Source organism: Micromonospora acroterricola (assembly GCF_003172955.1).
In the GTDB taxonomy this organism is placed as follows: Bacteria; Actinomycetota; Actinomycetes; order Mycobacteriales; family Micromonosporaceae; genus Micromonospora; species Micromonospora acroterricola.
On the sequence record NZ_QGKR01000172.1, the window covers coordinates 46,508 to 70,581 of the forward strand.

The following is a 24,074-nucleotide window of genomic DNA, read 5'->3' on the forward strand; positions in this document are numbered from 1 at the left end:
AGGTGCTGCTCGGCCAGCAGCGGCCAACGCCTGCCGGCCCGTTGGAGGGGGTGGACGACATCCGGGCCGCTTTCGCCCGTTACGACACCCCGAAACCCCGCCCCATCGTCGGAAGAGGTGAGAAGGCAGGTCGGGTACGCCTGGTTGAGCTACCAGCACGCGCACTACGGGCAGTTGGTGCGGGTGTTGCCGGGTCTGCTGGATGCCGTCCAGGGCGCGCGGTCGGCGGAGTTGCTGGTGCAGGCGTACAGGATCACCTCGTCGCTGCTGGTGAAGCTCGGCGAGGCCGACCTCGGGTGGCTGGCTGCCGACCGGGCGATGTCGGCCGCCGGCGATGATCCGGTCCTGGCGGCAACGGCGGCCATCTCGGTAGCCCAGGCGCTCCGCGCGTCAAACCGCGACCGCCTAGCCCTAACAACGGCCCTAACCGCCGCGAACCGCATCACCCCCGCCCCAGCGCACCCCCGTGATCATGAGTTTGACGGGCCTTCCGAAGATCAGAGCGACCGTCAACTTCTTGATCACAGGGGCGGGAGCAGGGTCGCGCCGCAGCGGTCGGCGGGGGAGTGGGCCGTGGGTGGGACGCTGCTGCTTCAGTCCGCCCTGGCCGCCGCCGGCGGCGGCGAAAGCCGCCGCGCCGATGAGCTGACCGAGCGGGCCGCGGGCGTCGCCGCCAGCCTGAGGAGGTACGACGATCCGCACCGCACCAGCTTCGGGCCGATCGCCGTGGAGTTGGCGCGGGTTCTGGTGGCGGCGCAACGGGGTGACGCCGTTGAGGTGCTACAGAGGCACTCGACCGTCGTGCGGCGGGAGGGGTGGCAGCGGTTGCCGGCCGAGTACCGGGGCGCGTACTTGGTGGATCTCGCGCGGGCGTACCTCCAGATGGGTGACCTGCGCGGGGCTGCACGGGCGCTGGTGGACGCGGACAGCGTCGCGCCGGCAGAGGTTCGGTGTCGGTCGTTGGCGCGTACCGTGATCGCTGATGTTGCCCGCGCGCGGCCGGCGCCGGCCGGCGTGGCGCGACTGGCGACGCTCGTCGGCCTCACCCGCTGATGGACGAGCGCCGGCGTCTGTCGTCCGCGGGGTGAATGGTGCGGATCGGGTAGGGCGCCGGCCCCGATGTTGCCACTCGCGGGTTAGCCGAGGGAGACCTCCTAGAAACGCACCCCGTTGTGGAACGCGGTGCGGGGGACGTGCAGGTGCCCGTAGACCACGGTGGCGGCGTCGAAGCGCAGGATGTTCGAAACCGTTCAGATCAAGGAGTACGGGATCACCATTCCGGAGGGCCGGTAGAGGTTGCTTGCTCCGGATGACGGATCTCCACTCGCGCACCGAGCGGGTCGCCGTTGTGAGGATCCGCCCGTCTTTTGAATCGCTGACGGAAGTCACGTCCCCTGCTGAATACTAGTGCTGTACCGCACCGGGAGGCCGGAATCCGGGTCACCACGCGGAGCCATCCGGACGCCCCGTCGAACGTTTCCGCCGATTACCGTCGTGCTCGCACCGTGCAGCGGCAGTGTGACTTTCCGGAAGGTGATGCTGAATGAACGCTACTCCTGACGCGTCTGGACAGAAGGCAGGGCTGCCGACTGTTGTGCTCGTGCACGGGGCTTTCGCCGACTCGTCGAGCTGGAAAGGCGTGATCGCTCATCTCAAGCGTCGAGGCTATCCGGTCATGGCAATTGCCAACCCGCTGCGCGGTGTGCAGGAAGACGCCGCTTACGTCCGTTCCGTTTTGGACACGGTGGACGGTCCGGTCGTGATGGCCGCTCACTCGTACGGCGGATCAGTGATGACCGAGGCTGCGGACGGCGCCGCGAACGTGAAGGCTTTGGTGTACGTCGCCAGCATCAGCCCGGACGTCGGCGAAAGCGTGCTCGACCTGACCATGAAGTATCCCGGGAGCCAGCTTGGTACTTCCATCAAGATGGTTCCCTGTCGTCTGCCCGACGGTAGTACTGGCATGGAGCAGTACATCGAGCAAGACAAATTTCCGGCAGTGTTCGCCGCCGACGTCGCCCCCGACGTCGCCGAGGTGATGGCGGTTACGCAGCGGCCGCCCACCGAGAGCGCCCAGACCGGGTCCGTGACCAAGGTCGCCTGGAAGACCATCCCGTCATGGACCCTGGTCTCTACCCGGGACCTGGGCATTCCGCCGGACCTGCAACGCTTCATGGCCCAACGGGCCGGCTCCACCACGATCGAGATCGACGCGTCTCACGCCGTGGCAGTGTCGCAACCCGGCCCGGTCGCAGACTTCATCGACAGCGCCGCCCGCGCCACCACGGGCTAGTTCGGCAGCCGCCGTCCGGGACATGGCTGGAGCTCAAGGTTGAGGTGCCGGCCGGCGTGGCGCGACTGGCCACACTGGTCGGGCTCACCCGCTGACGGACGCGCGCCGGCGTATGTCGTCCGCCGGGTGAATGGTGCGCACCGGGTCCGGCACCGGCCCGCGCCGCCGCCACTCCCGGGGGTAGCCGAGGGACACCTCCTCGAAACGGACGCCGTCGTGAAACGTCGTCCGGGGTATGTGCAGGTGCCCGTAGACCACGGTGGTCGCGCCGAAGCGCAGGTGCCAGTCCCGGGTGCGGACGGTGCCGCACCACTGGGCGAACTGCGGATACCACAGGATGTCGGTCGGTTCCCGCACCAGCGGGTAGTGGTTGACCAGCACGGTCGGCAGGGCCGGGTCGCGTTGCGCCAGCCGGCGTTCGGTCTCGGCGACCCGGGCCGCGCACCACGCCTCGCGGCTCGGGTGGGGATCGGGGTGCAGCAGGGCCTCGTCCGTGCAGACCACCCCGGTCTCGTACGCCAGGTCCAGTGACTGCTGCTTGGTGGTCGCCTCGGGCACCCGGAACGTGTAGTCGTACAGGACGAAGAGCGGGGCGATCGTGGCCGGACCGCCGTCCCCGTCCCACACCGGGTACGGATCCTCCGGGGTGGCGACCCCCAACCGCCGGCACAGTCGGACGAGCTCGCGGTAGCGCTCCTCACCGCGCAGCTGGACCGGGTCGTCGGGTGGCGTCCAGAGCTCGTGGTTGCCCGGCGCCCAGACGACCTTCGCGAACCGGCTGCTGAGCAGCGTGAGCGCCCACTCGATGTCGGCGTACCGCTCGGCCACGTCACCGGCGACGAGCAGCCAGTCGGCGTCGTTGGCCGGGCGTAGCTCCCGGACGAACGAGCGGTTGTCCGGATAGCCGATGTGCAGGTCGCTGACGGCCCGCAGCCGGGGCGGAAGGCTCACACTCCGAGGCTAGGCCGCCACGCCGGGTCGGGGCACCCCTGTCCGGTCGGTGTCGCCCGCGCCGACCGAGTCAGCAGAACCAGCCGTCCTGCACCCAGCCGCGCCGGTTGATGTGCCCGTAGGCGAACCCGTAGATGTAGCCGCCGCTGCGGGGACCCTCGACGAGGAAGGTCTGACCCTGGTAGAGGGTGCCCATCCAGGCGCCGTTGGGCTGGGTGCGGACGAACAGGTCGCTCGCGCACACCGTCTCCCGCTCGCCGATCGTGCCGTTGGCGGCCTGCGCCGGGGCCGGCGGGGCGAGCGTCGCGACGATGATGCCGGCCAGCAGGCCGGCCGTCGCCCGGGCCGCCGATCGGGTCACCATGAGTCGTACCCGCCGATGCACTCGGCCCGGAGGTAACCCCAGTCGTTGGGACCGAAGTCGAACGAGGCCGCCCACCCGTTGTAGACCGGGTGCGCGCCCGGCGTGTGGCCGATCCTATTGCCGTAGGCGAGCGTGCGCTTGAGGCCGGTGGGACCGCCGGCGGAGTCGTAGTTGGCGTAGAAGCTGGCGCTCTGGCAGACCACGATGGCGTGCCGGGGCACCACCGGGTCGGCGTGGGCCGGCGCGGCGCCCAGGGCGGCCGTTGCCACCCCGACGGCCAACGCGGCGACCCCCGTGCGGATCGGTCGAGGCATGCCCACCTCCCGTAAACCCGAAACTTTCTACCGGCGACCCTAGCAAGCGGGTAGATAAATGTCGATGGGCAGGTGGGGCTCACGAGGCCGCCGCGAGCGGTGGGGCGCTCGGGCGACCGGCATATCCGGCTACCGGGCGGGAAAGCGCTGGCGTCCGACAGCCCGAACCGGAGCAGGAGAAACGACATGCCTTTCATCACCGTGGGGACGGAGAACTCCGCGCCCATCGACCTCTACTACGAGGACCACGGATCCGGTCAGCCGGTGGTGCTGATCCACGGCTTCCCGTTCAACGGCGCGACCTGGGAGAAGGAGACCAGCGCGCTGCTCAACGCCGGATACCGGACGATCACCTACGACCGGCGCGGTTTCGGCAACTCCGCCCAACCGGCGTTCGGGTACGACTACAACACCTTCGCCGCGGACCTCGACGTGCTGATGACCGAGCTGGATCTGAGCGACGTGACCCTGGTGGGTCACTCCATGGGCACCGGCGAGGTGGTTCGCTACCTGGCCAACTACGGCTCCCGACGGGTGAGCCGCGCGGTGCTGCTCAGCCCGCTGGAGCCGTACCTGGGCAAGGCCAGCGACAACCCGGAGGGGGTCGACAGGAGCCTCTTCCAGGGTTTCCAGCAGGCGATCATCAAGGACCGCTTCGCCTACCTCACCCAGTTCTGCGACGCGTTCTTCAACTACAGCGAGAACAAGGGCAAGCTGGTCGGCGAGGAGGCGTACCGGGCGCACTGGCAGATCGGCGCGATGGCCTCCGGCAAGGCCAGCCACGACTCCGTGGACGCCTGGCTGGAGGACTTCCGGGGTGACCTGCCGAAGATCGACGTGCCGGTCCTCATCATGCAGGGCGATAAGGACAACGTATTGCCGTTCCCGGTGACCGGTCAGCGGCTCGCACCGATGCTGCCGACCAGCCAGCTCATCACGCTGAAGGGCGCGCCGCACGGCATCCCGTGGACGCACGCCGACGACATCAACAAGGCCATCATGGACTTCATGAAGCAGCCGGCCAAGGCTCGAGCCTGACCCGCAGCGGCACGGATCGGACACCGGCACGAGGACACCCACGACACCCGGCCCAGGTCTCCACGGGCCGGGTGTCGTCGGCTCTCAGGCCCGGCGGGCCACGACCGCGCCGTTGGCGCCGGGTGCGTCGAACGGCACCGTGCGGACGTCCACGAAGCCGGCGTCGGTGAGCCAGGCCGCGTACTCGGCGCCCGAGTAGTTCCGGCCCCCCTCGGTCTCCACCAGCATGTTCATGCCCATCAGGGCCGCCTCCGGCGGCCCCGTGCGCTCGTCGTTGAGCAGCAGCTCGCAGACGACGACGGCCCCGCCGGGTGGCAACGCGTCGTGGCACCGCGCCAGCAGCGCCCGGTTGGTCGGCTCGTCCCAGTCGTGCAGGATCATGCTGAGCAGGATGACGTCGTGCCCGCCCGGCAGCGCCGGGTCGGCGAGGAAGTCGCCGGCCACGGTGCCGATCCGCTCGGCCAGACCGGCCGCCGCAATCCGCTCCTCGGCCCGTGCGCAGACGTGCGGTAGGTCCAGGACTGTCGCCCGCAGCTCCGGCAGGCGGCGGCAGAACTCGATCGGGAACGCCCCGGCGCCGCCGCCCACGTCGAGCAGCCGGCGGTGCGCGGAGAAGTCGTACGCGTCGGCCAGCGCGGCGGCGGTGAAGCTCGACGTGGAGTACATGGCGTCCCAGAACTGCGCCAGCATCTCCGGGTCCGTCGTGTCGAACATCGACTGCTGCGCCTGCGGGTCCCAGGTGAGCGGCCGGTCGGTGCGCAGCGCCTCGCCGATGCGGTGCCAGGGCAGATAGGTGCGCAGGTCGGAGTAGCTGACCTGCGCCCCGAAGTAGTACGGCCGGCCCTCGACCAGGAACTGCTCGGCCAGCGCGGTGTTGCGGTAGCCGTCGCCGGCCTTCTCCAGCAGGCCGAGCGAGGCGCTCGCGGCCAGCAGCAGGTCCGCCGGACGGTCGGCCAGCCCGAACTCGGCGGCCGCCTGCTCGACGGTCATCGTCCGGCCGTCGGCGAGCCGGGTGAACAGGCCGAGTTCGACGCCGACCGCGAGGGTCTTGAACCCCCAGACGCCGGCCACCAGGCGCATGAGGGGAGTCGGAGTGATCATGACCACATGAGATCACAGATCCCGTCCGTCCACGATGGGCGGTCGACGGGTCAGGCCCCGACCAGCGTGACCAGCACCGGCAGCAGCATCAGCCCGCTCCGCTGACCGGGCCGCCGCTCGGTCGGGACGCCTCGGTTCAGCCGGGCCGCCTGGCCAGGCGGCGGCCGACCTGGCGCGCGCCGAGGCTCACCGCCGTGGTGCCGATGGCCATCCCGATGAGCACCAGGACCGCCCCGACGGCCCAGAGGCCGCTGTCGTCGCTCGACGCGGCCCGCCACGCCCAGGCCGCGGTGAAGGCCACCGTCATCACCGGCGCCACGAGCCACGGGCTGAGCCGCCGGACGGCGAGGGCGGCGAGCAGCACGAGACTGAGCACGCAGCCGATCACCTGCCACGCCGCGTACGGGCCGCTGGTCGAGCCGGTCTCCGGGTCGACGGTGTACTCGGTGTCCCAGCCCAGCCAGAGCAACCACACCCCGACCGTGGCCACCGTGAGGTACAGAGCTCCGAGCAGTGCGCGGGTACCCCTCGTCGTTGTCATCCGGAGATCATCCCCCGTGTGGCCCGGTCGGGGAATGAGCATTGGTGCCCATGGTTGACCGTCGATGTCCGCCGCTGGTAGAACGAGGGCATTCATCTGCTGCCAGCTCCCGGTGTCGGCGTCCGAGTGCTGCCTGTCGAGGAGACGGCGCATGCCCCGATCCCGTTGCCGACGCGCGCTCGCGTCGGCGCTGACCGTCCTGACCACCACCGCCGCCCTGGCCGTCGGCCTGCCGGCGGCACCCGCGCCGGCCGCGCCCGGCAGCCCCGCGCTCACCCCGCCGCTGGGCTGGAACTCCTGGAACACCTTCGGCTGCGCGATTGACGAGAGCCTGATCCGCGGCATGGCCGACGCGATCGTCTCCACCGGGATGCGGACCGCCGGCTACCGCTACGTGGTGGTCGACGACTGTTGGTTCGACCCGCAACGCGACGGGCAGGGCAACCTGCGCGCCAACCCCGACCGGTTCCCGAGCGGCATGAAGGCACTCGGCGACTACCTGCACGGCAGGGGCCTGAAGTTCGGCCTCTACCAGGTGCCCACCGCCCAGACGTGCGCGCAGCGCGGCGGCGCCTACCCCGGCTCCACCGGCAGCCAGGGCCACGAGCAGCAGGACGCCGCCACGTTCGCCGCCTGGGGCGTCGACTACCTGAAGTACGACTGGTGCTCGCCCGAGGGCAGCCGGGACGAGCAGGTCGCCGCGTTCACCCGGATGCGCGACGCGCTGCGCGGCACCGGCCGCGACATCGTCTACAGCATCAACCCGAACAGCTACCACGCGCCGACCGGCGCCACCTACAACTGGGGCACGGTCGCCGACCTGTGGCGCACCACCGAGGACATCAAGCCGTTCTGGGACACCGGCAACGTCAACTCGTACCCGATGGGGGTCGTCAACATCATCGACGAGACCCTGCCGCTGGCCGCCCAGGCGGGACCCGGCCACTGGAACGACCCGGACATGCTGGAGGTCGGCGTCGGCGGCCTGACCCCGACCGAGTACCGGGCGCACTTCGCCCTGTGGGCGCTGATGGCCGCGCCGCTGATCGCCGGCAACGACATCCGCTCGATGTCGGCCGACGTCAGCACGGTGCTGCGCAACGCCGACCTGCTCGCCGTCAACCAGGATCCGGCCGGGCACGGCGGGCGGCGGGTCCGTGACGACGGAGCGACCGAGGTGATCGCCAAGGCGCTCGCCGACGGCTCGGTGGCGGTCGCCCTGCTCAACCGGGGCGGCGCCACGGCCCGCATCAGCACCACGACCGCCGAGGTCGGTCTGCTCGGCGCGGGCCCGTTCACCGTCCGCGACCTCTGGACGGGCGGCGAGTCCGCCAGCACCGGGACGGTCTCGGCGGACGTGCCGTCGCACGGCGTCGCCGCCTTCCGGGTCCGTGGCGGCACGCCGGCCACCCTGACCACCTCGACGGTGGTCGGCGCCGGGTCCACCCGCTGCCTGGATGTGAACGGCGCGGCGCGGGTCAACGGCACGGATCTGATCGTCTACGACTGCCAGGGCGCGGCCAACCAGCTCTGGACCGGCACCCCCACCGGCGAGCTGCGGGTCTACGGCGACCGCTGCCTCGACGCGTACGACCAGGGCACCGCGCCGGGCACCAAGGTGATCATCTGGCCGTGCAACGGGCAGCGCAACCAGCGCTGGACGTGGCGGGCCGACGGCACCATCGTGGGCGAGCAGTCCGGGCTCTGCCTCGACGTGGCCGGGGCGGCCACCGGCAACACCACCAGGGTGGTCCTCTGGACGTGTCACGGGGCGGCCAACCAGCGCTGGTCCCGCGGCTGACCGGGGTCGGCGGCCCGGCGCCGCTCAGGGCTGGACGCGCGCCAGGAAGTCGCGCACCAGCCGTACCACCTCGTCGAGGTGCGTCTCCAGCAGCCAGTGGCCGCCGTCGAGCAGGTGCAGGTCGGCGTCGGGCAGGTCCCGCAGGTAGGCGCGGGCCGCGCCGGCCGGCATGTAGCCGTCGTGCGGCCCCCACACGATCAGCGTGGGTGGCCGGTGGGTCCGCAGGTACTCCTGCTGCCGGGGGAACCAGGCGACGGTGCTGCCCTGGTCGGCGAGGAGCCGGAGCCAGGCGTCGCGCCGCCGGGGGTCGGCGACCAGCGCCCCGGAGAGCCGCCACAGGTCCGGGCTGACCCGGTCGGCCAGCCGGTCCGGCAGCTCGCCGAGGAACTCGCGCCGGAAGCCCTCCTCGGTGATCGCGGCGGCCAACTGGTCCCGGCCCTCGTCGGTCGGCTCGCGCCAGAACCGCTTCAGCGGCTCGTACTTCGGCCCGTGCTGGTCGGGGTAGATGTCGCCGTTCTGGATGACGAGACCGGCGACCCGCTCCGGCGCGGCCATCGCCAGGCGCAACCCGAACTGGCTGCCGTAGTCCTGGAGGTAGATCACGTAGCGGGTCAGCCCCAGCACCTCGGTGAACCGCCGGAGCAGCTCGGCGTGCGCGTCGAAGGTGTACGCGAAGCGGTCGGGGCCGGGCAGGCCGCTGTAGCCGAAGCCGGGATAGTCGGGGGCGACGGCCCGCCAACGGTCGGCCAGGGCGGGCAGCAGGTGGCGGAACTGGAACGACGACGACGGGTAGCCGTGCGGCAGCAGCACCACCGGCGCGTCGCTGGCGCCGGCCTCCCGGTAGAAGATCGTGATGCCGTCGACGTCGACCGTTCGGTGGCGCACAGCTGTCTCGGCCATGCCGTCTCCTCAGCCACAGGGTGGGCGGACCCCTCGACGGTGCCAGAAGCCGTGCGGGATCGCCGCCGAATCCGACCGGCCGCGCCGTCTGGTCAGGCCACCGGCGCGGGGCCGGTCGAGTCGCGGACGACGAGCAGATGCCCGGTGGAGCGGCGCCGGGGCCGCGCCGAGCGCGGTTTGAGGGCGAGGGTGAGGGCCGTCCGACCCATCTCGGTCATCGGCAGCCGGATGGTGGTGAGGCTGGGCGCCAGGTCGGCTGCCACGGAGACGTCGTCGAAGCCGACGACCGACATCCTCCCGGGCACCGGGATGCGACGCGAGCGCAGCGTCGACAGCACCCCGGTCGCCATCGCGTCGTTGAGCGCCACGATCGCGGTCGTCTCCGGGTGCTCGTTGAGGATCTGCTCGGTGGCCGCCCGCCCGCCGCCCCGGGTGAACTCGCCGTGCACGACGACGAGGTCGGACGGGGGCAGGCCGCGTTGCCGCAGCGCCGACGAGACGCCGGCGAGCCGGTCGGCGACGGTGGTGAGACCCGCGCTGCCCGCGGCGACCGCGATCCGCCGGTGGCCGAGATCCACCAGGTGCTGGGCGAGCGCCCGGCCGCCGGCCTCGTTGTCGGGCAGGACGGCGTCGACACCGAGCGCGTGCCTTCCGATGGCGGCGACCCGCCCGCCATGGTCCTGGAACGCGGCCAGCTCGGCCCGCGCCTCCGCCTCCACCCGCGGGTCGTCGTAGCCGGAACCGCTGATGAGGATGATGCCGACCCGCTGGGCGATGAGGTGACGCAGCTGTTGCAACTCGTAGGCGGGATCCCGGCCGGACTGGCAGATCTGCACCAGCAGCCCCTGCTCGGCGGCGAGCTGGATGACCCCGCCGGCGATCTCGGAGAAGTAGGGGTCGTCGACCTGGTGAACGATCAACCCCACCGTGGAGCTGGCGCCGCCGGCCAGGGTGCGGGCGTACGGGTTGGCGACGTACCCGAGCTCGCGGGCGACCCGCCGGACCCGGTCGGCGACCTGGGCGCTGACCCCGTCGCGACCGGCGAGGGCCCGGGAGGCGGTCGCCAGTGAGACGTCGGCGCGCTCGGCCACGTCGACGAGGCGCGGCCGTTGGCCAGCCCTGGGCATCCGCAACTCCCCGGAAACATCCATGTCACGCGATCTATTGCCAGTGACGTTGCTCGAAGCCTAGGGTACGTAAGCGCTTACGTAAGCGCTTACGTACCCGGCACCCGGCGTGCCGCGAAACGAGGTGAACGCGATGTCCAGGGCCAGACGAGCCGCCGTCGCCACCGTCTCCCTACTGGCGATCGGCGCACTGACCGGCGCGGGCGCGCCCCCGGCGCAGGCGGACCGGACCCATCCGTCCGACGTCCACCCCGCCCTGCGGGCGCACCTTGTCGCCGCCTACGACTTCGACCACCCGGTGCCGGGCGACCCGGCGCTCGAACGCGACCAGGGCCGCTCCGGCACCGAGGTCGAGCTGGTCAACGGCGGTGCCGCCATGCGGGTGCGGGACCACGCCTACCGAGGCAGCGGCAACGCGGTGCGGACCCGGCAGATCGACCCGTCGGTGAACGGCAACGACGACTGGAAGGCCGGCACCTGGTCGGCCAGCGGGGTACGCACCCTCCGCGCCTTCAGCGCCACCGCGGGCACCACCGTGATGGGCTGGTTCAAGCTCGAGATGGACAGCCCGCTGCCCAACTCCACCACCGCCGACCCGACCGACCGGTACAACGCGATCGGGCTCGCCGGGGTGCTGACCGGTGACTCCGACGGCCACGGCGTCCGCGCCCTGCTCGAGCTGATCGACGTCGACGGGGAACTGCGCCTGGTCGCGCTCGGCCGGCGGCTCGACGGCGGCAACTCGCAGACGTTCGCCGCGAACCAGGACTGGCGGGCCCTGCTGCCGGCAGGGGAGTGGGTGCACCTCGCCGCCACCTTCGACTTCGGCACCGGCGCCCTCGCCCTCTACCGCAACGGCGAACCGGTGGACGGCTTCTACACCCGTACCGACGACCCGTGGCTCGTGTCGGGGCCCGGCCCGCACGTGACCACGGCCTCCGACCCGCGAGGCATCAAGATCGGCGGAAGCTTCCCGCAGGACACGCTGGAGCGGAACCCGTGTGACTGCCGCATGGACGGCCTCATGTTCCTCGACAGCGTGGTCTCCGCGAGCGATGTGCGGAGGCAGTACCGCCACCTGGCCCGCTGACCACCCTCGGCACCGTCCCACCGAGAAGGAGACACGCGTGCTCACCATCCACGACAGCGCCCGCAGGATCCGCAGACCCCTGTTGACGGCCGGCCTCACCGCCGTCGTGCTGTTCCTGTCCACCCTGGTCGCGACCCCCGCCCGGGCCGCCGACGCGGTCTACGACCCGGTCCCCGAGATGCCGGTCCAGTCCCGGCTCGGGCTGGTCCTCAGCGAGTACGCCAGCTTCCCGCAGTCGTACCCCAATCCGGCCCCGACCGATCCGCGGCTCATGCGCACCGCGCGGATCAACACCATCATGGAGGTGCCCGACGGCTCCGGCCGTCGCGCGGTGCCCGACCTGAACGGCAGCCTCTACCTGGTCGAGGATGGCGTGCCGCACGTCTACCTCGACGTGGCGACGACGTTCGCGCCGCGGTTCTTCTCCGGCCGCGGCCTCGGCCAGGGCTTCGGGTACGTCACCTTCCACCCGGAGTTCGGCGCCAACGGCCGGTTCTACACCATCCACACCGAGCTGGCGTCGGCGGCGACCACCCCACCGGACTACGCCCAGGCCGGCACGATCTACCACGGCGTCATCACCGAGTGGACGGCGACCGACCCGAGCGCCGACACCTTCGCCGGCACCCACCGCGAGGTCCTGCGCATCGGGTTCGGCGGCCAGGTGCACGGCATCCAGGAGATCAACTTCAACCCCACCGCGAAGCGCCACGATCCCGACTACGGGCTGCTGTACCTCGCGGTCGGCGACGGTGGCCTCGGTGTGCGCAACACCGACCCGCAGAACCTGGGCGTGCCGCACGGCAAGCTGCTACGGATCGACCCCCGGGGCGCCAACTCGGCCAACGGGCGGTACGGCGTTCCCGCCACGAACCCGTTCGTCGGCCGCGCCGGCGCGCTCGGCGAGATCTACGCCGTCGGCTTCCGCGATCCACACCGCTTCAGCTGGGACCGGGCCACCGGCCGGATGTACCTCGGGCACATCGGTGAGCACGCCATCGAGGCGATCTACGAGGTGCGCGCCGGCGACAACTTCGGCTGGAGCGAGCGCGAGGGTTCCTTCGTCTTCGACAAGACCTCCACCAACCCCTGCGACCGGCTGTTCCCGCTGCCCGCCGACGACGACCGGTACGGCTACACGTACCCGGTCGCCGCGTACGACCACGACCCGGCCGCGGACTGGAACTGCACCGCGGACGTCGGCGTCGCGGTGGCCGGCGGGTTCGTCTACCGGGGACGGGCGGTGCCCGCGCTGCGCGGCAAGTACGTCTTCGGTGACCTGGTCGACGGCCGGGTCCTCTACACGGAGGCGAACGAGATGCGCCGTGGCCGGGGTCTGGCCACGATCCACCAGCTCGCCCTGTTCGACGCCGCGGGCGGGCCGGTCCGGATGCGCGACCTCTCCGGGCCCGGCGCGCCCGGTGACCCGAACCGGGTGGACCTGCGCTTCGGCACCGACGCCGCGGGCGAGCTCTACCTGCTCGCCAAGGCCAACGGGAAGGTCTGGAAGGTCACCGGTACGCGGGTCTTCGCCAGCGGCGACGTCGGGGACACCACCCTGCGCCGCACCGCCGGCGCGTCGAACTGGGCGCCGGTGACCCCGGCGAAGTGGCAGTTCACCCGCGACCAGGTCATCCTCGCCGAGGCCGGGGTCAGCCGGCCGGGTCCGCGCCGGCCGTTCGAGTACGCCGTGCTCACCGCCGGCCCGGCGTGGTCGTCGGTGGAGGTCGAGGCCCGGGTACGGCTCGACACGCCGGTGGAGGTCAGCAACCGGGACGTGATCATCGTCTTCGGGTGGCGGTCGGACACCGAGTTCTACTACGCCCACCTGTCCACCGACAACACGATCTATCCGCACAACGGCATCTTCAAGGTCAACAATGCCGACCGGGAACGCATCGACCACCAGTGGAACGGCCGGTCGCGTGGCGCCAACCCGGCGATCACCGACGCGGACTGGCACCGCGTGCGGGTGGTGCACCTGCCGGCAACGGGCGAGATCGCGGTCTACGTCGACGGGCGCCGCGACCCGCTGATGACCGCGAAGGACACGACCTTCGGCTCCGGGCGGGTGGGTTTCGGCTCGTTCGACAACGTGGGTCGACTGCGGGACCTGACCGTCACCGGCACGCCCGCCTGAGCACCGGCCGGGTGGGGACGGCGGCGCCCGTGCCGTCGTCCCCACCCGGCAGCTCGGCCGGCCCCCGCCCGACCGGGTCCGTCGAGCCGGCCCGGAGGGGCCCGTACGGTTCGTAGAATCCGTGCCATGCCGCGGATCGTCGAGTTGCTGGCCTCGCCCGTGCACCGCTTCCTGGGCCGGCCCGCCGACGGCCCGGCGCCGGCCCCACCCGGCGAGCTGGTCGACGTCGTGCGGATCCGCGCCGGCCTGGGCATCGTCGGCGACCGGTACTTCGGCCAGCCGGCACACCGCGACGCCAGCGTCACGGTCATCGCCCAGGAGTCGCTGCCACCCGGCATCGGTCTGGCGGAGGTCCGCCGCAACGTCCTGACCACCGGCATCGCCGTGGACGAGCTGATCGGCAGGGTGCTGGTGCTGGACTCCGGGGACGGTCCGGTCAGCCTGCGCGTGAACCGGGCGGCCCGCCCCTGCGCCTGGATGGACGTCACCGTCGGCCCGGGTGCGTGGAAGGCGCTGCGCACCACGGGCGGCGTCCGCTGCACGCCGCTCAACGACGGGGTGCTGCGGATCGGCCCGGTCGACGCCACCGTCGAGCGGGCGCCCGCTCCGTAGCGTCGGGTCGCGGCGGGCGGGGTCCCCGGCCGACGGCATCACCGTCCACAGTGCGGACGCGGATCGGGCCGTCACCGACCGCCGGCCGGGCGCGGTGCGGTGTGGTACCCGTCGGTTAGGCTCGGCCCGTTCGGCCTTGGGGAGGGCACATGGCGGCGGATCCGGTCAGCGGCGATTTCACCCGCATGTTGGACGCGACGATGCAGGCGCTTGGCGCGGTCAGCGCGCCGGCCGCCGGCGCCGACGGCGAGCCGGCCGCACCGCCGGCCGGGGAGGCCGCGGACGGTCAGGTCCGGGCGGAGTTGGGGCCGGACGGCCGGCTGCGCTCGCTGTTCGTGGAGCCACGGCTGATGCGGCTCGGCTCGGAGGAGCTGACCGAGCACATCACCACGGCCGTCAACGCGGCGATCGACGCGATGCGGGGCGCTACGACCCCGCCGCAGGCCGGTGACCTGTCGCAGCTGCGGGAGCAGTTGGCGGAGGTCCGCGACACGGCGGTGCCGCGGCTCGGGTCGTTCCTGGCGGCGCTGACCGAGGCGCAGGACCGGCTGGCCCGGGGTGGTCCGCGATGAGCGGCAACGGGTTCGAGGTGGAGCCGCAGACGTTGCGCGACGCCGGCGGGACGGTCGCGGACCTCGCGCAACGCTTCCTCGGCGAGCTGGACGGCTTCGAGGCGCAGATGACCGGTTACGGCGAGCCGTGGGGCGCCGACGACATCGGCTCGCTGATCGGGGTGGCGTACACCGAGGTCGCCGCGTACGTCTTCGACTGCCTCGGGCTCGCCGTGGAGGAGATCGGCTCGGCCGGTGGTGACCTGAGCGCCATGGCCGACGCGTACGACCGGGTCGACGAGGACGGCGCGGGCACGATGCGCTCGCTGGCCGGCGGGCTGGGGTAACGGGATGGGTCTGCAGCTACCCGGTGAGCTGGTCACCGCGCTGGGCTGGATCGGCTACACCTGGCCGGAGGGCGACGAGGAGAAGCTCTTCGAGATGGGCCAGGCGTGGATGGACTTCGCCGGCCGGATCGGGGCCACGGCCGGCGAGGCGGACGCGGGCGCGTCCCAGGTGTGGTCGCAGAACGTCGGCCCGGCGGTGCAGGCGTTCCAGGGCTGGTGGACCGGTGAGCAGCACGGGCCGCTGGTGCTGCGCGACGCCGCCCAGGCGGCTGTCATCCTCGGCGCCGGCCTGATCATCTGTGCGGTGATCGTCCTGGCGTTGAAGATCCAGATGATCGTGCAACTGGCCATCCTCGCGTTCCAGGTGGCGCAGGCGATCGTGACGGCGGTGGCCACCTTCGGGGCCTCGCTGGCCGAGATCCCGATCTTCCAGATGATCACCCGGGAGATCGTCGGCCTGCTGATCGACCAGGTGATAGGGCAGCTGCTCGATGCCTAGCAAGCCGCGGAAGGGGCGCGGCGCCGCCGCGAAGCCGGCAGCCGGCAAGATCGTCCGCAAGGCGGTCGAGAAGCTGGAGAAGCCGATCGTCCGGGTCACCGGGCCGAATCACAGCCTGCCGACGAAGGTGATCCAGGTTCAGCGCAGAGACTTCCACGCGACCTCGCAGTTCCGGCGCAAGATGGCGGCGCTGAAGAAGCTCAGCGACGATGGCAAGCTCTACAAGGCCACCAACCCTGTCGAGCGGGACAAGAGCCTCACCGACGGCTACAAGGATCGGATCCGGCAGAAGATCTGGGACAAGTACTGGCCGCACGACAAGGATCTGGCCAATCGGCTCAGCGAGCGGCTCAGCAGCTACCACCCGGACCACGTCTGGGAACTCCAGCTCGGCGGACCGGACACCGTCGACAACCTCAAGCTGCTGCATGGTAGAACGAACACCGACATCGGTTCGCAGATCTGGGGGCAGATCCAGACCTTGCCGGACGGCACCCCGATCCGAATAGAGGTGGTGGATTGACCCCCGAGCTGCACCAGCTCATCGAGGAGCTGCGCGCCGACCTGACCGAGGACCAGCCGGCGAGCCTGGGGTACGCCCAGTTCGGCGAGGGCGCGGCCATCGACGCCGTGCCGGCGGACATCCCTGGCGACCTGCGGGATCTCCTGCTGGTAGTCGACGGGCTGCGTGCCGGCCGGATCGAGCTGGCGTCCACGTCGTCCCTCGCCGGCATCCAGTACCACCTGGACTACGCGCCGGACTTCTCGGCCATCCCGGAGGACCGCGCGGGCTGGTTGGTCATCGGCACCCACAGCGACGAGCCGATCTTCATGGACCGGGGCACCGGCTCGATCTGGTATTTCCCGCCCACCGGCACCGAGTGGTTCATGTCGGACGCCTTCGAGGAACTGGCCCCCGACCTGGATTCGTTCGTGCACTACTACCTGCTCGGGCCGGGCTACGCCGACCTGACCCCGGCAGACGACGAGTGGTTCGCCTTCCTCGACCAGCAGGGCCTGCTCGACGAGGACGACGAGGACGAGGACGACGACGAGGACGACGAGACCGACGGTGACGCTGACGCGAGGGACGGGCGGTGACCGTCACCCGCGAGGAGCTGGTCGCGCTCTGGGGCGAGCGGGGCGTCATCTACTTCCCGGACCAGCGCTTCGAGGCGATCCTCGGCCCGTTGGGGCCGGAGGTGTTCCCGCCGTACGGGGCGCTGCCCGTCGAGGTGCCGATCCTGTTCACGGTCGACGTGTCGGCGCCCGATGTGGAGCTCTTCTCCACCCTGCGCGTCGAGGTGGGTGACGAGGGGCCGCGCGCGTACATCGTGCTGGGCAGCTCGCCCGAGGACCCGATGCTGCTGTTCTGCCTGGACGCGGCGACCGGCGCCGTGCTGCTGCTGGACCTCCAGACACCCAACCTGGAGACCGTCAACAGCAGCCTCGCCGCGTTCGTCGAGTTCCTGTACCGGCTGGGCCAGCTCATCGCCACCGACCCCGGCGGCCGGGAGCGAGCGGCCCGCGCCGCGCAGATCCGCGCCGGCCTGCGGGAGGTCGACCCGGCGGCGTTCGCCGAGCCGGAGTCCTGGTGGAGCCTGGCGTTCGACGAGCTGGAGTCCACGACCTGAGCTGATCGCCGGCGGCGCGTCAGACCGGGCTGATGTGCGCGGCGAGGACCCGCCAACCGTGGGCGTCGTCGTGGATCCACGTCCGGGTGTACCGCAGCCGGGCGGCGAACGGGGCGCCGTCGGACACCCCGGCGACCCGGCCCAGGAAGAACGTCACGCCGGTCGACCCGGAGACGAGCAGGTCCAGCTCCTCCTCGACCAGCTCCTCGACGACCGTGGTCCGGTCCCGGTGCGCGGCCAGGTCCTCGCGCTTGGTGTGCTTGCCGCCCTCCGGGCCGATGGCGATCAGCTGGTCGACGAGCAGTTGGTCGAGGGCCGCCACGTCTCCGGCCCGCTGCGCCGCCTGCAGGGTGCGCTCGGCATCGAGCAGTTCCGCCTCGCGTTCGCTGTCCGGCATGGTGCCGTCCTCCTGATCGGGGTCCACCCGGCGCCGCCGTCCACCGGGCTGTCCGCATTGTGGCAGGCCGTACCGCCCGAACGGGTGCGGATCGACGGCGGCGGCGAGTCCGTGTCCCGCCTCCGGGTGCCGGGCGGCGCGTCGCGTCGACGCGGCGGACGACGACACCTGCACCCTGGCCGTGCGCGTGCTGCCCTGACCAGCCCGGGCTACAGGCCCAGCCGGAGCCGTACGACGGTGCCCTCGGGCCCGGCCAGCACGGCGACCTCGTCGCAGACCTGCTCGACGATCGCCAGCCCTCGACCCCGTACCGCGTCGGCAGCCGGCATGGCCCGGCCGAGCGCCCGGATGGGTCCCTGGTCGACGACGTCGCAGAACAGCTGGTCCGCCTCGGCCCAGAGCCGGACCCGCCCGCCGCCGGTGGTGTGCTGCAACGTGTTGGTGGCCAGCTCGCTGACCGCCAGCGTCAGCAGCTCCACGCGGTGGTGCGGCAGGCCCCGGGCCAGAGCCGCAGTGCAGACGAACGCGCGCAGCGCTCGCAGGTCGGTCGCCATCTGGTACCCCATGATGGCCGTGACGTGGGTGGACGGGGGCTGCTCGGCCACTGTGTGGGTCTCCCGGGGGTCGGCGGACATCAGCCCGCCAGCCGCGGGTCGTGGGCGGGCGGACGCAGCAGGTCGCCGACGCCGGTCAGCTCCAGCACGGCGGCGACCGGCCCGCTGGCGTTGACGGCGTACAACCGTCGGCCGGCCGCGCGAGCGACCTGGTGGGCGGCCACCAGGCTGTGCAGGCCGGTGGAGTTGAGAAAGCGCAACCCGCCCACGTCGACCACGACCACCGGCGCGCTGCGGACCGCCTCGGACAGCACGGTGGTCAGCTCGTCCCGAAAGGCCAGGTCGCACTCGCCGGCCAGCGCGACCACGATCCGGCCGGGCGCCGTGGACGTCCGGGCCTCGAAGTGCGCCATCGAGCAGCAGCACCCTTCCTCGTGATGACAACGTTGGTCGGCACATCATGTCACCCGCCGACCTGCTGGTCGTGTCCTCCGTTCGGCGACGATCTCGGGGCCTGCCGTCCCGAACCGACCGGCATCCCCCGTCCGCGGCCGAATCCCGGGCGGGCGCGGCCGGGCACGGTCACGGCCGGGTTCAAGACGATCGACTCGCTCAGCTCGCGCCACCGCGCCCCGGACGCGGCGAGGGCCTGGTCGAGGCCTCGTCCTCCCGGCAGCGGACCAGGCAGCCGTTACGGGCGGACGTCCAGGGCGCCGATCAGCTCGTCGCGCAGCGTGAACCGGTACCGCAGCTCGACCGGGCTGCCGGGAAAGTCGCCCGACAGCCGGGTCAGGACCAGGTACGAGTCGCCGGCCTGCGGCGTGACCGTCACCGGCTCCGCGGTGGACGAGTAGGCCGCCATCGCCCGCTCGCGCCAGGAGCGGATCGCGGCCCGACCCTCGTACACCCGGTCCTCGACGGCCACGCTCGCCGTGTCCGCGAAGCAGGCCACGAAGGCCTCCAGGTCGCCGTCGCCGACGGCCCGGAAGTACCGGTCGATCACCTCGGGCAGGTCGACCGCCATCTGCTCCTCCTGCCGCAGGGGCCGCCGTCGCGCGGCCGCGGGGTTGCGTCCGACCTCACCGTAACGAGACGGGTCGGCGCCGCGCGGACCAACCAGCAGAACGCCGTCGCCGACGGGTCAGGCGTCCCACCGGGCCGCTGGAACGGGCGGTCCACCCGACCGCCCGTCCCACGCACGGCCCGGCGGCGGTCAGGGCTTGCGACCGACGGCGCAGTAGCCGTCCAGGTCGGCCGGCGGGCCGTCCCGCTCGGGCCGCCAGTGGGTGAACGGCACCAAACCGGGCTCGACCAGCTCCAGGCCGTCGAAGAACCGGGCGATCCGCTCCGGGCTGCGCAGGTGGTACGGCAGCGCGCCGCTCTCGTTGTACTGCCGGTGCGACTCGACGACGCCCTCGCTGGTGTCGGTGCCGTCGGAAAGCGCGAGGTAGCTGCCGGACGGGACCGCGTCCAGCAGGGCGTTGACGATGGCGACCGCCTCGTCGTCGTCGCCGACGTGGCCCAGCACGCCGAACAGCAGGACCGCGACGGGCTGGTCGAGATCGAGGTGTTCGGTGGCCTGCCGGAGCACCGCCCGCGGGTCACGCAGATCGGCGTGGACGTACCGGGTCAGCCCCTCCGGGCTGCCGACCAGCAGCGCCCGCGCGTGGGCCAGCACCATCGGGTCGTTGTCGACGTACACGACGCGGCTCCGCGGGGCGACCCGCTGGGCGACCTGGTGGGTGTTGTCGGCGGTGGGCAGGCCGGTGCCGACGTCGAGGAACTGCCGGATCCCGGCCTCGCCGGCGAGGAAGCGCACCGCGCGGGACAGGAACGCCCGCGACTCCCGTGCCGTCTCGATCATCGCGGGGAAGAGTTCGCGGACCTGCTCGCCGGCCAGCCGGTCGACCTCGAAGTTGTCCTTGCCGCCCAACCAGTAGTTCCAGATCCGGGCGGAGTGCGGGACGCTCGTGTCGATCCTGGTCTGGTCGGTGGCCGGTGGCGGGGCGGTTTCTGCCATGGGCGTCCTTTTCCGCTCGGGGATGGGGAAGACACAGAGGACAGTCATGCTCGCACAGCCCTGCCGCCCCGCAAACCGGACACCTGGGCCGAGGAGGCGCAGCGTGACCGGTCCCGGGTTTGCCCCCGGTGGGCCCGGGTAGCCACGCGTCTCCGGAACGAAGGGCGGGGGCATGGCCGAGCTGACGTTCGTGGACAAGGTGGCCGGACGGGCGGGCGTTACGCCTGAGCAGGCGCGACCGCTGACCGAGGCGGTTCTGCGTACCCTCACCGAGCGGCTCAGCGGCGGCGAGGCGAACGCTCTGGCCCCGCACCTGGCCGCCGAGTTGAGCCCGCTGATGACCAAGGTCGCCGAGGCGCCCGAGGCGTTCGGCTACGACGAGTTCCTGCGGCGGGTGGCCGACCGCGCGGGAACGGACCGACCCACCGCCGAGCGGGGCGCCCGCGCGGTGCTCCAGACGATGCACCGGGTGGTGGGGCACCGGGAGTTCGAGGACGCCCTGTCCCAGCTCCCGGCGGACCTGAAGGCGCTCGCCCAGCCGCTGCCGCAGGGCCCCTGACGGGGCGGTCGGTCTGCTGAGCACCGCCGCGCTGCCCGGGGCGTGGCCCGACCGGGTTGCCGGCCGGACCACGCCCCGGGTCCTGCGTCAGCTGACTACCCGCCGGTGACCACCCACTTCTGGTGGGCGCCGCCCGCGTACGTGCCGATCTGGATCTGGGTGCCGTCGGCGGTGCCGGCGCCGGCGGCCTCCAGCGCCTTGCCCGACTGCGGGTTGCGGATCGACCCGTCGGCCTGCGGCTGCCACACCTGCGAACCGGTGCCGTTGCAGGTCCACAGCTGCACCTTCGTGCCGTCGGCGGTGCCAGCGTTGTCCACGTCCAGGCACTTGCCCAGCGCCCGGTAGGTGTCCCCGACCCGGCTCCACGTCTGCGCGTTGGTCCCGTTGCAGGTCCACAGCTGCACCTTCGTGCCGTCGGCGGTGCCCGCGTTGTCCACGTCCAGGCATTTGCCGCCGACGCCGGTGATGCTGCCGGACCCGCCACCGGTGCTCGCGTACACCTCCAGCTCGTAGATGCGCGCGGCCGGATCGGTGGTGCTGCTCGGCGCGGTGATGGCCAACCGGACGTAGCGGGTGCCCGGCGCGGTCACGTCGTGCGTCGTGGTGCTCGCCGTGTTGCCGGTCACCGTGGCCCGGGTCGTCCAGGTGGTGCCGTCGGCGCTGGAGGCGACCGTGAAGTCCCGCGTGTTCCAGGCGGTGTTCTCACCGCCGGCGCCAGCGTGCTTGACCACCACCCGGTTCACCGCGTGGCTGGCCCCCAGGTCCACCTGGAGGTACTTCGAGGTGCCCTTCGAGCACCACTTGTCGCCGTTGCCGCCGGCAACGCTGCCGTTGACGGCCTTGGCCGGGCCCTCGGTCGCCGAGCAGGAGCTGTCCGCGGTCGCCGGCTTGTTGAGCGCCAGGTTGGTTCCGCCGGTCGGCGGCGGGGTGACGCCCGGGATGGCGTTGAGCGTGTACCACGCCTCGGTGCTCCACAGTGACTGCCCCGTGGTCGAGGTGAACGGGCGCGGCGAGCGCAGGTACACCACGTGGCCGGCCTTGCGCCCGTTGACCGCGAGGGTGACCTTCTTCCCGTCCGCCGACAGGGTCGCCGAGGTGACGGTCAGCGTCTCCTCGTCGATCTTCGGGCCGCCGTAGCTCGACGTCGCCTGGTACCGCCATTGCTTGATCTTGTAGTGCGCGGCCAGGTTCGCGGCCGTCTCCGCGGAGACCGGCTGGGTGTACTCCACCTCGAACCCGGCGGTGGTGGCCCGCATGGCCAGCATCTCGAAGGCGTTGGTGCTGTTCGGGGTCAGCTTCTGCAGGCCGTACGACAGCTTGCCGGTCTGGCCCCAGTTGCCGCCCGCGCCGAGCCCACCGACGTAGATGGCGCCGTCCGGGCCGACGTTGACCTCGGAGACGCCCGCCTCCAGGCCCTGGGTGAGCCGGAACAGGGCGCCCTGGTACTCGCCGTTGACCTTCTCCACATTGGCTCTCTGCAGGCCGCCGTAGGTCACGTCACCGATGACGAACTGGCCGGCGTACCGGCCACTGGTCAGGTACATCGGGGTGCTGGGCGAGTTGGCGATCTCGTTCTGCGGCATCCAGAGCACCGGCGGGGTGACCGGGTTGGCGTCGAACGGACCGGCCGGGTTGGTGTAGTGGTTGAAGAACCGGCCCTGCTTGATGTGCACCAGCTTCGACGAGGGCAGCCAGCCGCCCTGGTTGTCGGTGACGAAGATGCCGCCCTCCGGGCCCCAGCCGATGCCGTGCGGGGTCCGCAGCCCGCCGGCGACGTAGCTGACCGCGCCGGTGTCCTTGTTGACCTTGAGCGTGCTGCCCCGGTTCACGGCCGGCTGCGGGTTGGTGGTCGCGCCACCCGAGTTGATCGAGACCGACAGGTTCAGGTAGAAGAACCCGTCCTGGTAGAGCAGGCCGAACGCGAACTCGTGGAAGTTCCCGCCGTACGGCCAGGTGGCGACCGTCTGGAGCTGGTCGGCCACCTCGTCGCCGGTGGTGTCCACCAGCCGGGTCAGCCGCTGCTTCTCCGAGACGTAGACGACCCCGTCGACGACCTTGAGCCCCATCGGCTCCTTGAGACCGCCGGCGATCTTCTTGGTGGTCACGTTGCCCGGGCCGGTCGTGCCGCCGGTGTTGCCCATGATCCAGACCTCGCCGTCCTGCGAGGTGCCGGACTGGTCGCTGCCGCCCCAGGTGGAGATGACGAGCCGGCCGTCGGCCAGCCAGTCCATCCCGGTGACCTTCGGTTGGAACCCGGTGGGCCGCAGGTTGGTCAGCGTGTAGCCGGGGTGCACGCCGGTCAGTGGCAGGCCGTCGCCGGGGGAGTCGGTGACCCCCTCGCACTCCTTGCGGCCCGGTGCGGTCACCCGGACCACTCCGGCGTCGGTGCTCAGGGCCGAGTTGGGCACGATCACGAAGGACGACGAGCCCGGGGTCTTCCACTCCAGCGTGATCTGCTGCCCGCCGTCACGCTCGAAGTGGTCGATGCGCAGCGGGTGCAGCCCCGCCGTGAGGGTGACGGTGCCCTCCTTGGGTGGGGTCGCGCCGTGCAGGCCGTCGTGGTTGATCACCACGGTGTTGTCGATCGACAGCTTGGAGCCGTCGTCGCTGCTCAGCCGGAACGTGTAGCTGCCGGCCTGGGTGGTGGTGATGTTGCCGAGCACCTGGGAGACGAAGTAGTTGTCGAAGCCGAAGTCGGCGGTCGACGTCCAGTTGATCGTGGACATCAGCTTGTCCACGTTCGGGGTCTGCGCGGGCTTGAGCGTGCAGATCTCGGAGAGCGGCACTTGCACGTCGAAGACGCGCAGCGTGACGCCCGGTTCCTGCTCGGGGGCGGCGCCGGCCGGGTCGGCCCAGAAGCCGGCGACGAGGACGAGTGCGAGCGCACCCAGGACAGGACTGCGGAATCGGCGCAGCAGCCGTGTGCCCATCGTTCCTCCAAGGGGGTGAGGAGTGTCCGACGGCCGGCGCGGAACAGTGGTGGGATCGGCCGTCGGCCCGGGTCCGTAACGTCCTCGACGCCGACGAGTGATGATTCGGAAACACCGGGTTGATGGGTCGAGACATTAAGTTGTTTCGATTGGCGTGTCCATGCCTTCGCGTCGATACATCAAAAGTTCCCGATGTCCGTGCGAAAGTTCGAGATGGTACGCGGAGAAATGCCCGGTGCGGGAGGTGCGGCCTACCGTCGTCCGCGCCGCGCGGCGCCGCCGGCGCGGTTCCCGGGCTTGCGGGTCGGGGC

General features: G+C 71.6%; 27 protein-coding genes. 14 read left to right on the forward strand and 13 right to left on the reverse strand.

All coding sequences use genetic code 11. The features are described from left to right. The first annotated feature begins 144 nt into the window (after positions 1–144). Complete coding sequence (locus DKT68_RS11060) at positions 145–1,053, forward strand: XRE family transcriptional regulator (RefSeq protein ID WP_236646834.1); 909 nt, start codon at positions 145–147, stop codon at positions 1,051–1,053. Positions 1,054–1,543: 490 nt separating this feature from the next. Continuing rightward, the gene (locus tag DKT68_RS11065; protein WP_109817321.1) at positions 1,544–2,293 is read left to right on the forward strand and encodes an alpha/beta fold hydrolase; all 750 of its coding nucleotides are present in this window, start codon (positions 1,544–1,546) and stop codon (positions 2,291–2,293) included. Positions 2,294–2,377: 84 nt separating this feature from the next. Here the strand turns inward: DKT68_RS11065 and DKT68_RS11070 are convergent, their stop codons facing one another. The 3 genes from DKT68_RS11070 to DKT68_RS11080 form a co-directional block, all read right to left on the reverse strand. Beyond that, positions 2,378–3,244, reverse strand: a complete 867-nt coding sequence (locus tag DKT68_RS11070; RefSeq protein ID WP_109817322.1) for a metallophosphoesterase family protein — start codon at positions 3,242–3,244, stop codon at positions 2,378–2,380. A 70-nt stretch (positions 3,245–3,314) separates the two neighbouring features. Next, the gene (locus tag DKT68_RS11075; RefSeq protein WP_109817323.1) at positions 3,315–3,608 is read right to left on the reverse strand and encodes a hypothetical protein; all 294 of its coding nucleotides are present in this window, start codon (positions 3,606–3,608) and stop codon (positions 3,315–3,317) included. After that, entirely contained in the window at positions 3,602–3,922 is a 321-nt protein-coding gene (locus tag DKT68_RS11080) for a hypothetical protein (protein ID WP_109817324.1), read from the reverse strand. The genes DKT68_RS11075 and DKT68_RS11080 overlap by 7 nt, the downstream gene beginning before the upstream one ends. 186 nt (positions 3,923–4,108) lie before the next feature. Between DKT68_RS11080 and DKT68_RS11085 the strand changes: the two genes are divergently transcribed. Further along, complete coding sequence (locus tag DKT68_RS11085) at positions 4,109–4,960, forward strand: alpha/beta fold hydrolase (RefSeq protein ID WP_109817325.1); 852 nt, start codon at positions 4,109–4,111, stop codon at positions 4,958–4,960. An 84-nt stretch (positions 4,961–5,044) separates the two neighbouring features. Here DKT68_RS11085 and DKT68_RS11090 read toward each other — a convergent pair whose 3' ends face one another. After that, the gene (locus DKT68_RS11090) at positions 5,045–6,061 is read right to left on the reverse strand and encodes a methyltransferase (RefSeq protein WP_109817348.1); all 1,017 of its coding nucleotides are present in this window, start codon (positions 6,059–6,061) and stop codon (positions 5,045–5,047) included. Between the two features lie 136 nt (positions 6,062–6,197). Then, entirely contained in the window at positions 6,198–6,602 is a 405-nt protein-coding gene (locus tag DKT68_RS11095; RefSeq protein ID WP_109817326.1) for a hypothetical protein, read from the reverse strand. A gap of 151 nt (positions 6,603–6,753) precedes the next feature. Here DKT68_RS11095 and DKT68_RS11100 point away from each other — a divergent pair, with 151 nt between their 5' ends. Then, positions 6,754–8,403, forward strand: coding sequence for a glycoside hydrolase family 27 protein (locus tag DKT68_RS11100; RefSeq protein ID WP_109817327.1), 1,650 nt, complete (start codon positions 6,754–6,756; stop codon positions 8,401–8,403). Positions 8,404–8,427: 24 nt separating this feature from the next. Here the strand turns inward: DKT68_RS11100 and DKT68_RS11105 are convergent, their stop codons facing one another. After that, complete coding sequence (locus tag DKT68_RS11105; RefSeq protein WP_109817328.1) at positions 8,428–9,303, reverse strand: alpha/beta fold hydrolase; 876 nt, start codon at positions 9,301–9,303, stop codon at positions 8,428–8,430. Positions 9,304–9,395: 92 nt separating this feature from the next. After that, entirely contained in the window at positions 9,396–10,430 is a 1,035-nt protein-coding gene (locus DKT68_RS11110) for a LacI family DNA-binding transcriptional regulator (RefSeq protein ID WP_109817329.1), read from the reverse strand. A 133-nt stretch (positions 10,431–10,563) separates the two neighbouring features. Between DKT68_RS11110 and DKT68_RS11115 the strand changes: the two genes are divergently transcribed. From DKT68_RS11115 to DKT68_RS11155, 9 genes are all read left to right on the forward strand, one after another. After that, on the forward strand, positions 10,564–11,520 hold the full coding sequence (locus tag DKT68_RS11115; protein WP_109817330.1) for a LamG-like jellyroll fold domain-containing protein: 957 nt from the start codon (positions 10,564–10,566) through the stop codon (positions 11,518–11,520). A gap of 37 nt (positions 11,521–11,557) precedes the next feature. Continuing rightward, positions 11,558–13,660 (forward strand): PQQ-dependent sugar dehydrogenase, encoded by a 2,103-nt coding sequence (locus tag DKT68_RS11120; protein WP_236646835.1) that lies wholly within the window; start codon positions 11,558–11,560, stop codon positions 13,658–13,660. A 126-nt stretch (positions 13,661–13,786) separates the two neighbouring features. After that, a complete protein-coding gene (locus DKT68_RS11125; RefSeq protein WP_109817331.1) occupies positions 13,787–14,272 on the forward strand; it encodes a molybdenum cofactor biosysynthesis protein in 486 nt (161 codons plus the stop codon). 149 nt (positions 14,273–14,421) lie between these two features. Continuing rightward, positions 14,422–14,844 (forward strand): hypothetical protein, encoded by a 423-nt coding sequence (locus DKT68_RS11130; protein WP_109817332.1) that lies wholly within the window; start codon positions 14,422–14,424, stop codon positions 14,842–14,844. Continuing rightward, positions 14,841–15,170, forward strand: coding sequence for a hypothetical protein (locus DKT68_RS11135; protein WP_109817333.1), 330 nt, complete (start codon positions 14,841–14,843; stop codon positions 15,168–15,170). The genes DKT68_RS11130 and DKT68_RS11135 overlap by 4 nt, the downstream gene beginning before the upstream one ends. Before the next feature lie 4 nt (positions 15,171–15,174). After that, on the forward strand, positions 15,175–15,669 hold the full coding sequence (locus DKT68_RS11140) for a WXG100-like domain-containing protein (protein ID WP_109817334.1): 495 nt from the start codon (positions 15,175–15,177) through the stop codon (positions 15,667–15,669). Then, complete coding sequence (locus tag DKT68_RS11145; RefSeq protein WP_109817335.1) at positions 15,662–16,192, forward strand: endonuclease; 531 nt, start codon at positions 15,662–15,664, stop codon at positions 16,190–16,192. The genes DKT68_RS11140 and DKT68_RS11145 overlap by 8 nt, the downstream gene beginning before the upstream one ends. After that, positions 16,189–16,770 (forward strand): SUKH-4 family immunity protein, encoded by a 582-nt coding sequence (locus tag DKT68_RS11150; protein WP_109817336.1) that lies wholly within the window; start codon positions 16,189–16,191, stop codon positions 16,768–16,770. The genes DKT68_RS11145 and DKT68_RS11150 overlap by 4 nt, the downstream gene beginning before the upstream one ends. Continuing rightward, on the forward strand, positions 16,767–17,303 hold the full coding sequence (locus tag DKT68_RS11155; protein ID WP_109817337.1) for an SUKH-4 family immunity protein: 537 nt from the start codon (positions 16,767–16,769) through the stop codon (positions 17,301–17,303). The genes DKT68_RS11150 and DKT68_RS11155 overlap by 4 nt, the downstream gene beginning before the upstream one ends. 19 nt (positions 17,304–17,322) lie before the next feature. Here the strand turns inward: DKT68_RS11155 and DKT68_RS11160 are convergent, their stop codons facing one another. The 5 genes from DKT68_RS11160 to DKT68_RS11180 form a co-directional block, all read right to left on the reverse strand. Next, complete coding sequence (locus DKT68_RS11160) at positions 17,323–17,727, reverse strand: nuclear transport factor 2 family protein (RefSeq protein ID WP_236646836.1); 405 nt, start codon at positions 17,725–17,727, stop codon at positions 17,323–17,325. Positions 17,728–17,909: 182 nt separating this feature from the next. Next, on the reverse strand, positions 17,910–18,335 hold the full coding sequence (locus DKT68_RS11165; RefSeq protein WP_109817338.1) for an ATP-binding protein: 426 nt from the start codon (positions 18,333–18,335) through the stop codon (positions 17,910–17,912). Beyond that, positions 18,335–18,667 carry an STAS domain-containing protein gene (locus DKT68_RS11170; protein WP_109817339.1) on the reverse strand — a complete coding sequence of 111 codons (333 nt, stop codon included), beginning with the start codon at positions 18,665–18,667 and terminating at the stop codon, positions 18,335–18,337. Before DKT68_RS11170 ends, DKT68_RS11165 begins: the two co-directional genes overlap by 1 nt. Positions 18,668–18,945: 278 nt before the next feature. Next, on the reverse strand, positions 18,946–19,278 hold the full coding sequence (locus tag DKT68_RS11175) for a nuclear transport factor 2 family protein (RefSeq protein ID WP_109817340.1): 333 nt from the start codon (positions 19,276–19,278) through the stop codon (positions 18,946–18,948). Positions 19,279–19,467: 189 nt separating this feature from the next. Next, the gene (locus DKT68_RS11180) at positions 19,468–20,274 is read right to left on the reverse strand and encodes an SAM-dependent methyltransferase (RefSeq protein WP_109817341.1); all 807 of its coding nucleotides are present in this window, start codon (positions 20,272–20,274) and stop codon (positions 19,468–19,470) included. Positions 20,275–20,446: 172 nt separating this feature from the next. On the opposite strand from DKT68_RS11180, the gene DKT68_RS11185 reads away from it, so the two are divergent. After that, positions 20,447–20,833, forward strand: a complete 387-nt coding sequence (locus DKT68_RS11185; protein ID WP_109817342.1) for a DUF2267 domain-containing protein — start codon at positions 20,447–20,449, stop codon at positions 20,831–20,833. Positions 20,834–20,928: 95 nt separating this feature from the next. Here DKT68_RS11185 and DKT68_RS11190 read toward each other — a convergent pair whose 3' ends face one another. Then, complete coding sequence (locus DKT68_RS11190; protein ID WP_109817343.1) at positions 20,929–23,763, reverse strand: ricin-type beta-trefoil lectin domain protein; 2,835 nt, start codon at positions 23,761–23,763, stop codon at positions 20,929–20,931. Between the last annotated feature and the right edge of the window lie 311 nt (positions 23,764–24,074).

Excerpts from the sequence above, each read along its gene's own strand:
- DKT68_RS11065 (WP_109817321.1), top strand. The coding sequence starts at position 1,544 with ATGAACGCTACTCCTGACGCGTCTGGACAGAAGGCAGGGCTGCCGACT.
- DKT68_RS11075 (WP_109817323.1), bottom strand. The coding sequence starts at position 3,608 with ATGGTGACCCGATCGGCGGCCCGGGCGACGGCCGGCCTGCTGGCCGGC.
- DKT68_RS11080 (WP_109817324.1), bottom strand. The coding sequence starts at position 3,922 with ATGCCTCGACCGATCCGCACGGGGGTCGCCGCGTTGGCCGTCGGGGTG.
- DKT68_RS11085 (WP_109817325.1), top strand. The coding sequence starts at position 4,109 with ATGCCTTTCATCACCGTGGGGACGGAGAACTCCGCGCCCATCGACCTC.
- DKT68_RS11090 (WP_109817348.1), bottom strand. The coding sequence starts at position 6,061 with ATGATCACTCCGACTCCCCTCATGCGCCTGGTGGCCGGCGTCTGGGGG.
- DKT68_RS11095 (WP_109817326.1), bottom strand. The coding sequence starts at position 6,602 with ATGACAACGACGAGGGGTACCCGCGCACTGCTCGGAGCTCTGTACCTC.
- DKT68_RS11100 (WP_109817327.1), top strand. The coding sequence starts at position 6,754 with ATGCCCCGATCCCGTTGCCGACGCGCGCTCGCGTCGGCGCTGACCGTC.
- DKT68_RS11105 (WP_109817328.1), bottom strand. The coding sequence starts at position 9,303 with ATGGCCGAGACAGCTGTGCGCCACCGAACGGTCGACGTCGACGGCATC.
- DKT68_RS11110 (WP_109817329.1), bottom strand. The coding sequence starts at position 10,430 with ATGCCCAGGGCTGGCCAACGGCCGCGCCTCGTCGACGTGGCCGAGCGC.
- DKT68_RS11115 (WP_109817330.1), top strand. The coding sequence starts at position 10,564 with ATGTCCAGGGCCAGACGAGCCGCCGTCGCCACCGTCTCCCTACTGGCG.
- DKT68_RS11125 (WP_109817331.1), top strand. The coding sequence starts at position 13,787 with ATGCCGCGGATCGTCGAGTTGCTGGCCTCGCCCGTGCACCGCTTCCTG.
- DKT68_RS11130 (WP_109817332.1), top strand. The coding sequence starts at position 14,422 with ATGGCGGCGGATCCGGTCAGCGGCGATTTCACCCGCATGTTGGACGCG.
- DKT68_RS11135 (WP_109817333.1), top strand. The coding sequence starts at position 14,841 with ATGAGCGGCAACGGGTTCGAGGTGGAGCCGCAGACGTTGCGCGACGCC.
- DKT68_RS11140 (WP_109817334.1), top strand. The coding sequence starts at position 15,175 with ATGGGTCTGCAGCTACCCGGTGAGCTGGTCACCGCGCTGGGCTGGATC.
- DKT68_RS11145 (WP_109817335.1), top strand. The coding sequence starts at position 15,662 with ATGCCTAGCAAGCCGCGGAAGGGGCGCGGCGCCGCCGCGAAGCCGGCA.
- DKT68_RS11165 (WP_109817338.1), bottom strand. The coding sequence starts at position 18,335 with ATGTCCGCCGACCCCCGGGAGACCCACACAGTGGCCGAGCAGCCCCCG.
- DKT68_RS11170 (WP_109817339.1), bottom strand. The coding sequence starts at position 18,667 with ATGGCGCACTTCGAGGCCCGGACGTCCACGGCGCCCGGCCGGATCGTG.
- DKT68_RS11175 (WP_109817340.1), bottom strand. The coding sequence starts at position 19,278 with ATGGCGGTCGACCTGCCCGAGGTGATCGACCGGTACTTCCGGGCCGTC.
- DKT68_RS11180 (WP_109817341.1), bottom strand. The coding sequence starts at position 20,274 with ATGGCAGAAACCGCCCCGCCACCGGCCACCGACCAGACCAGGATCGAC.
- DKT68_RS11185 (WP_109817342.1), top strand. The coding sequence starts at position 20,447 with ATGGCCGAGCTGACGTTCGTGGACAAGGTGGCCGGACGGGCGGGCGTT.
- DKT68_RS11190 (WP_109817343.1), bottom strand. The coding sequence starts at position 23,763 with ATGGGCACACGGCTGCTGCGCCGATTCCGCAGTCCTGTCCTGGGTGCG.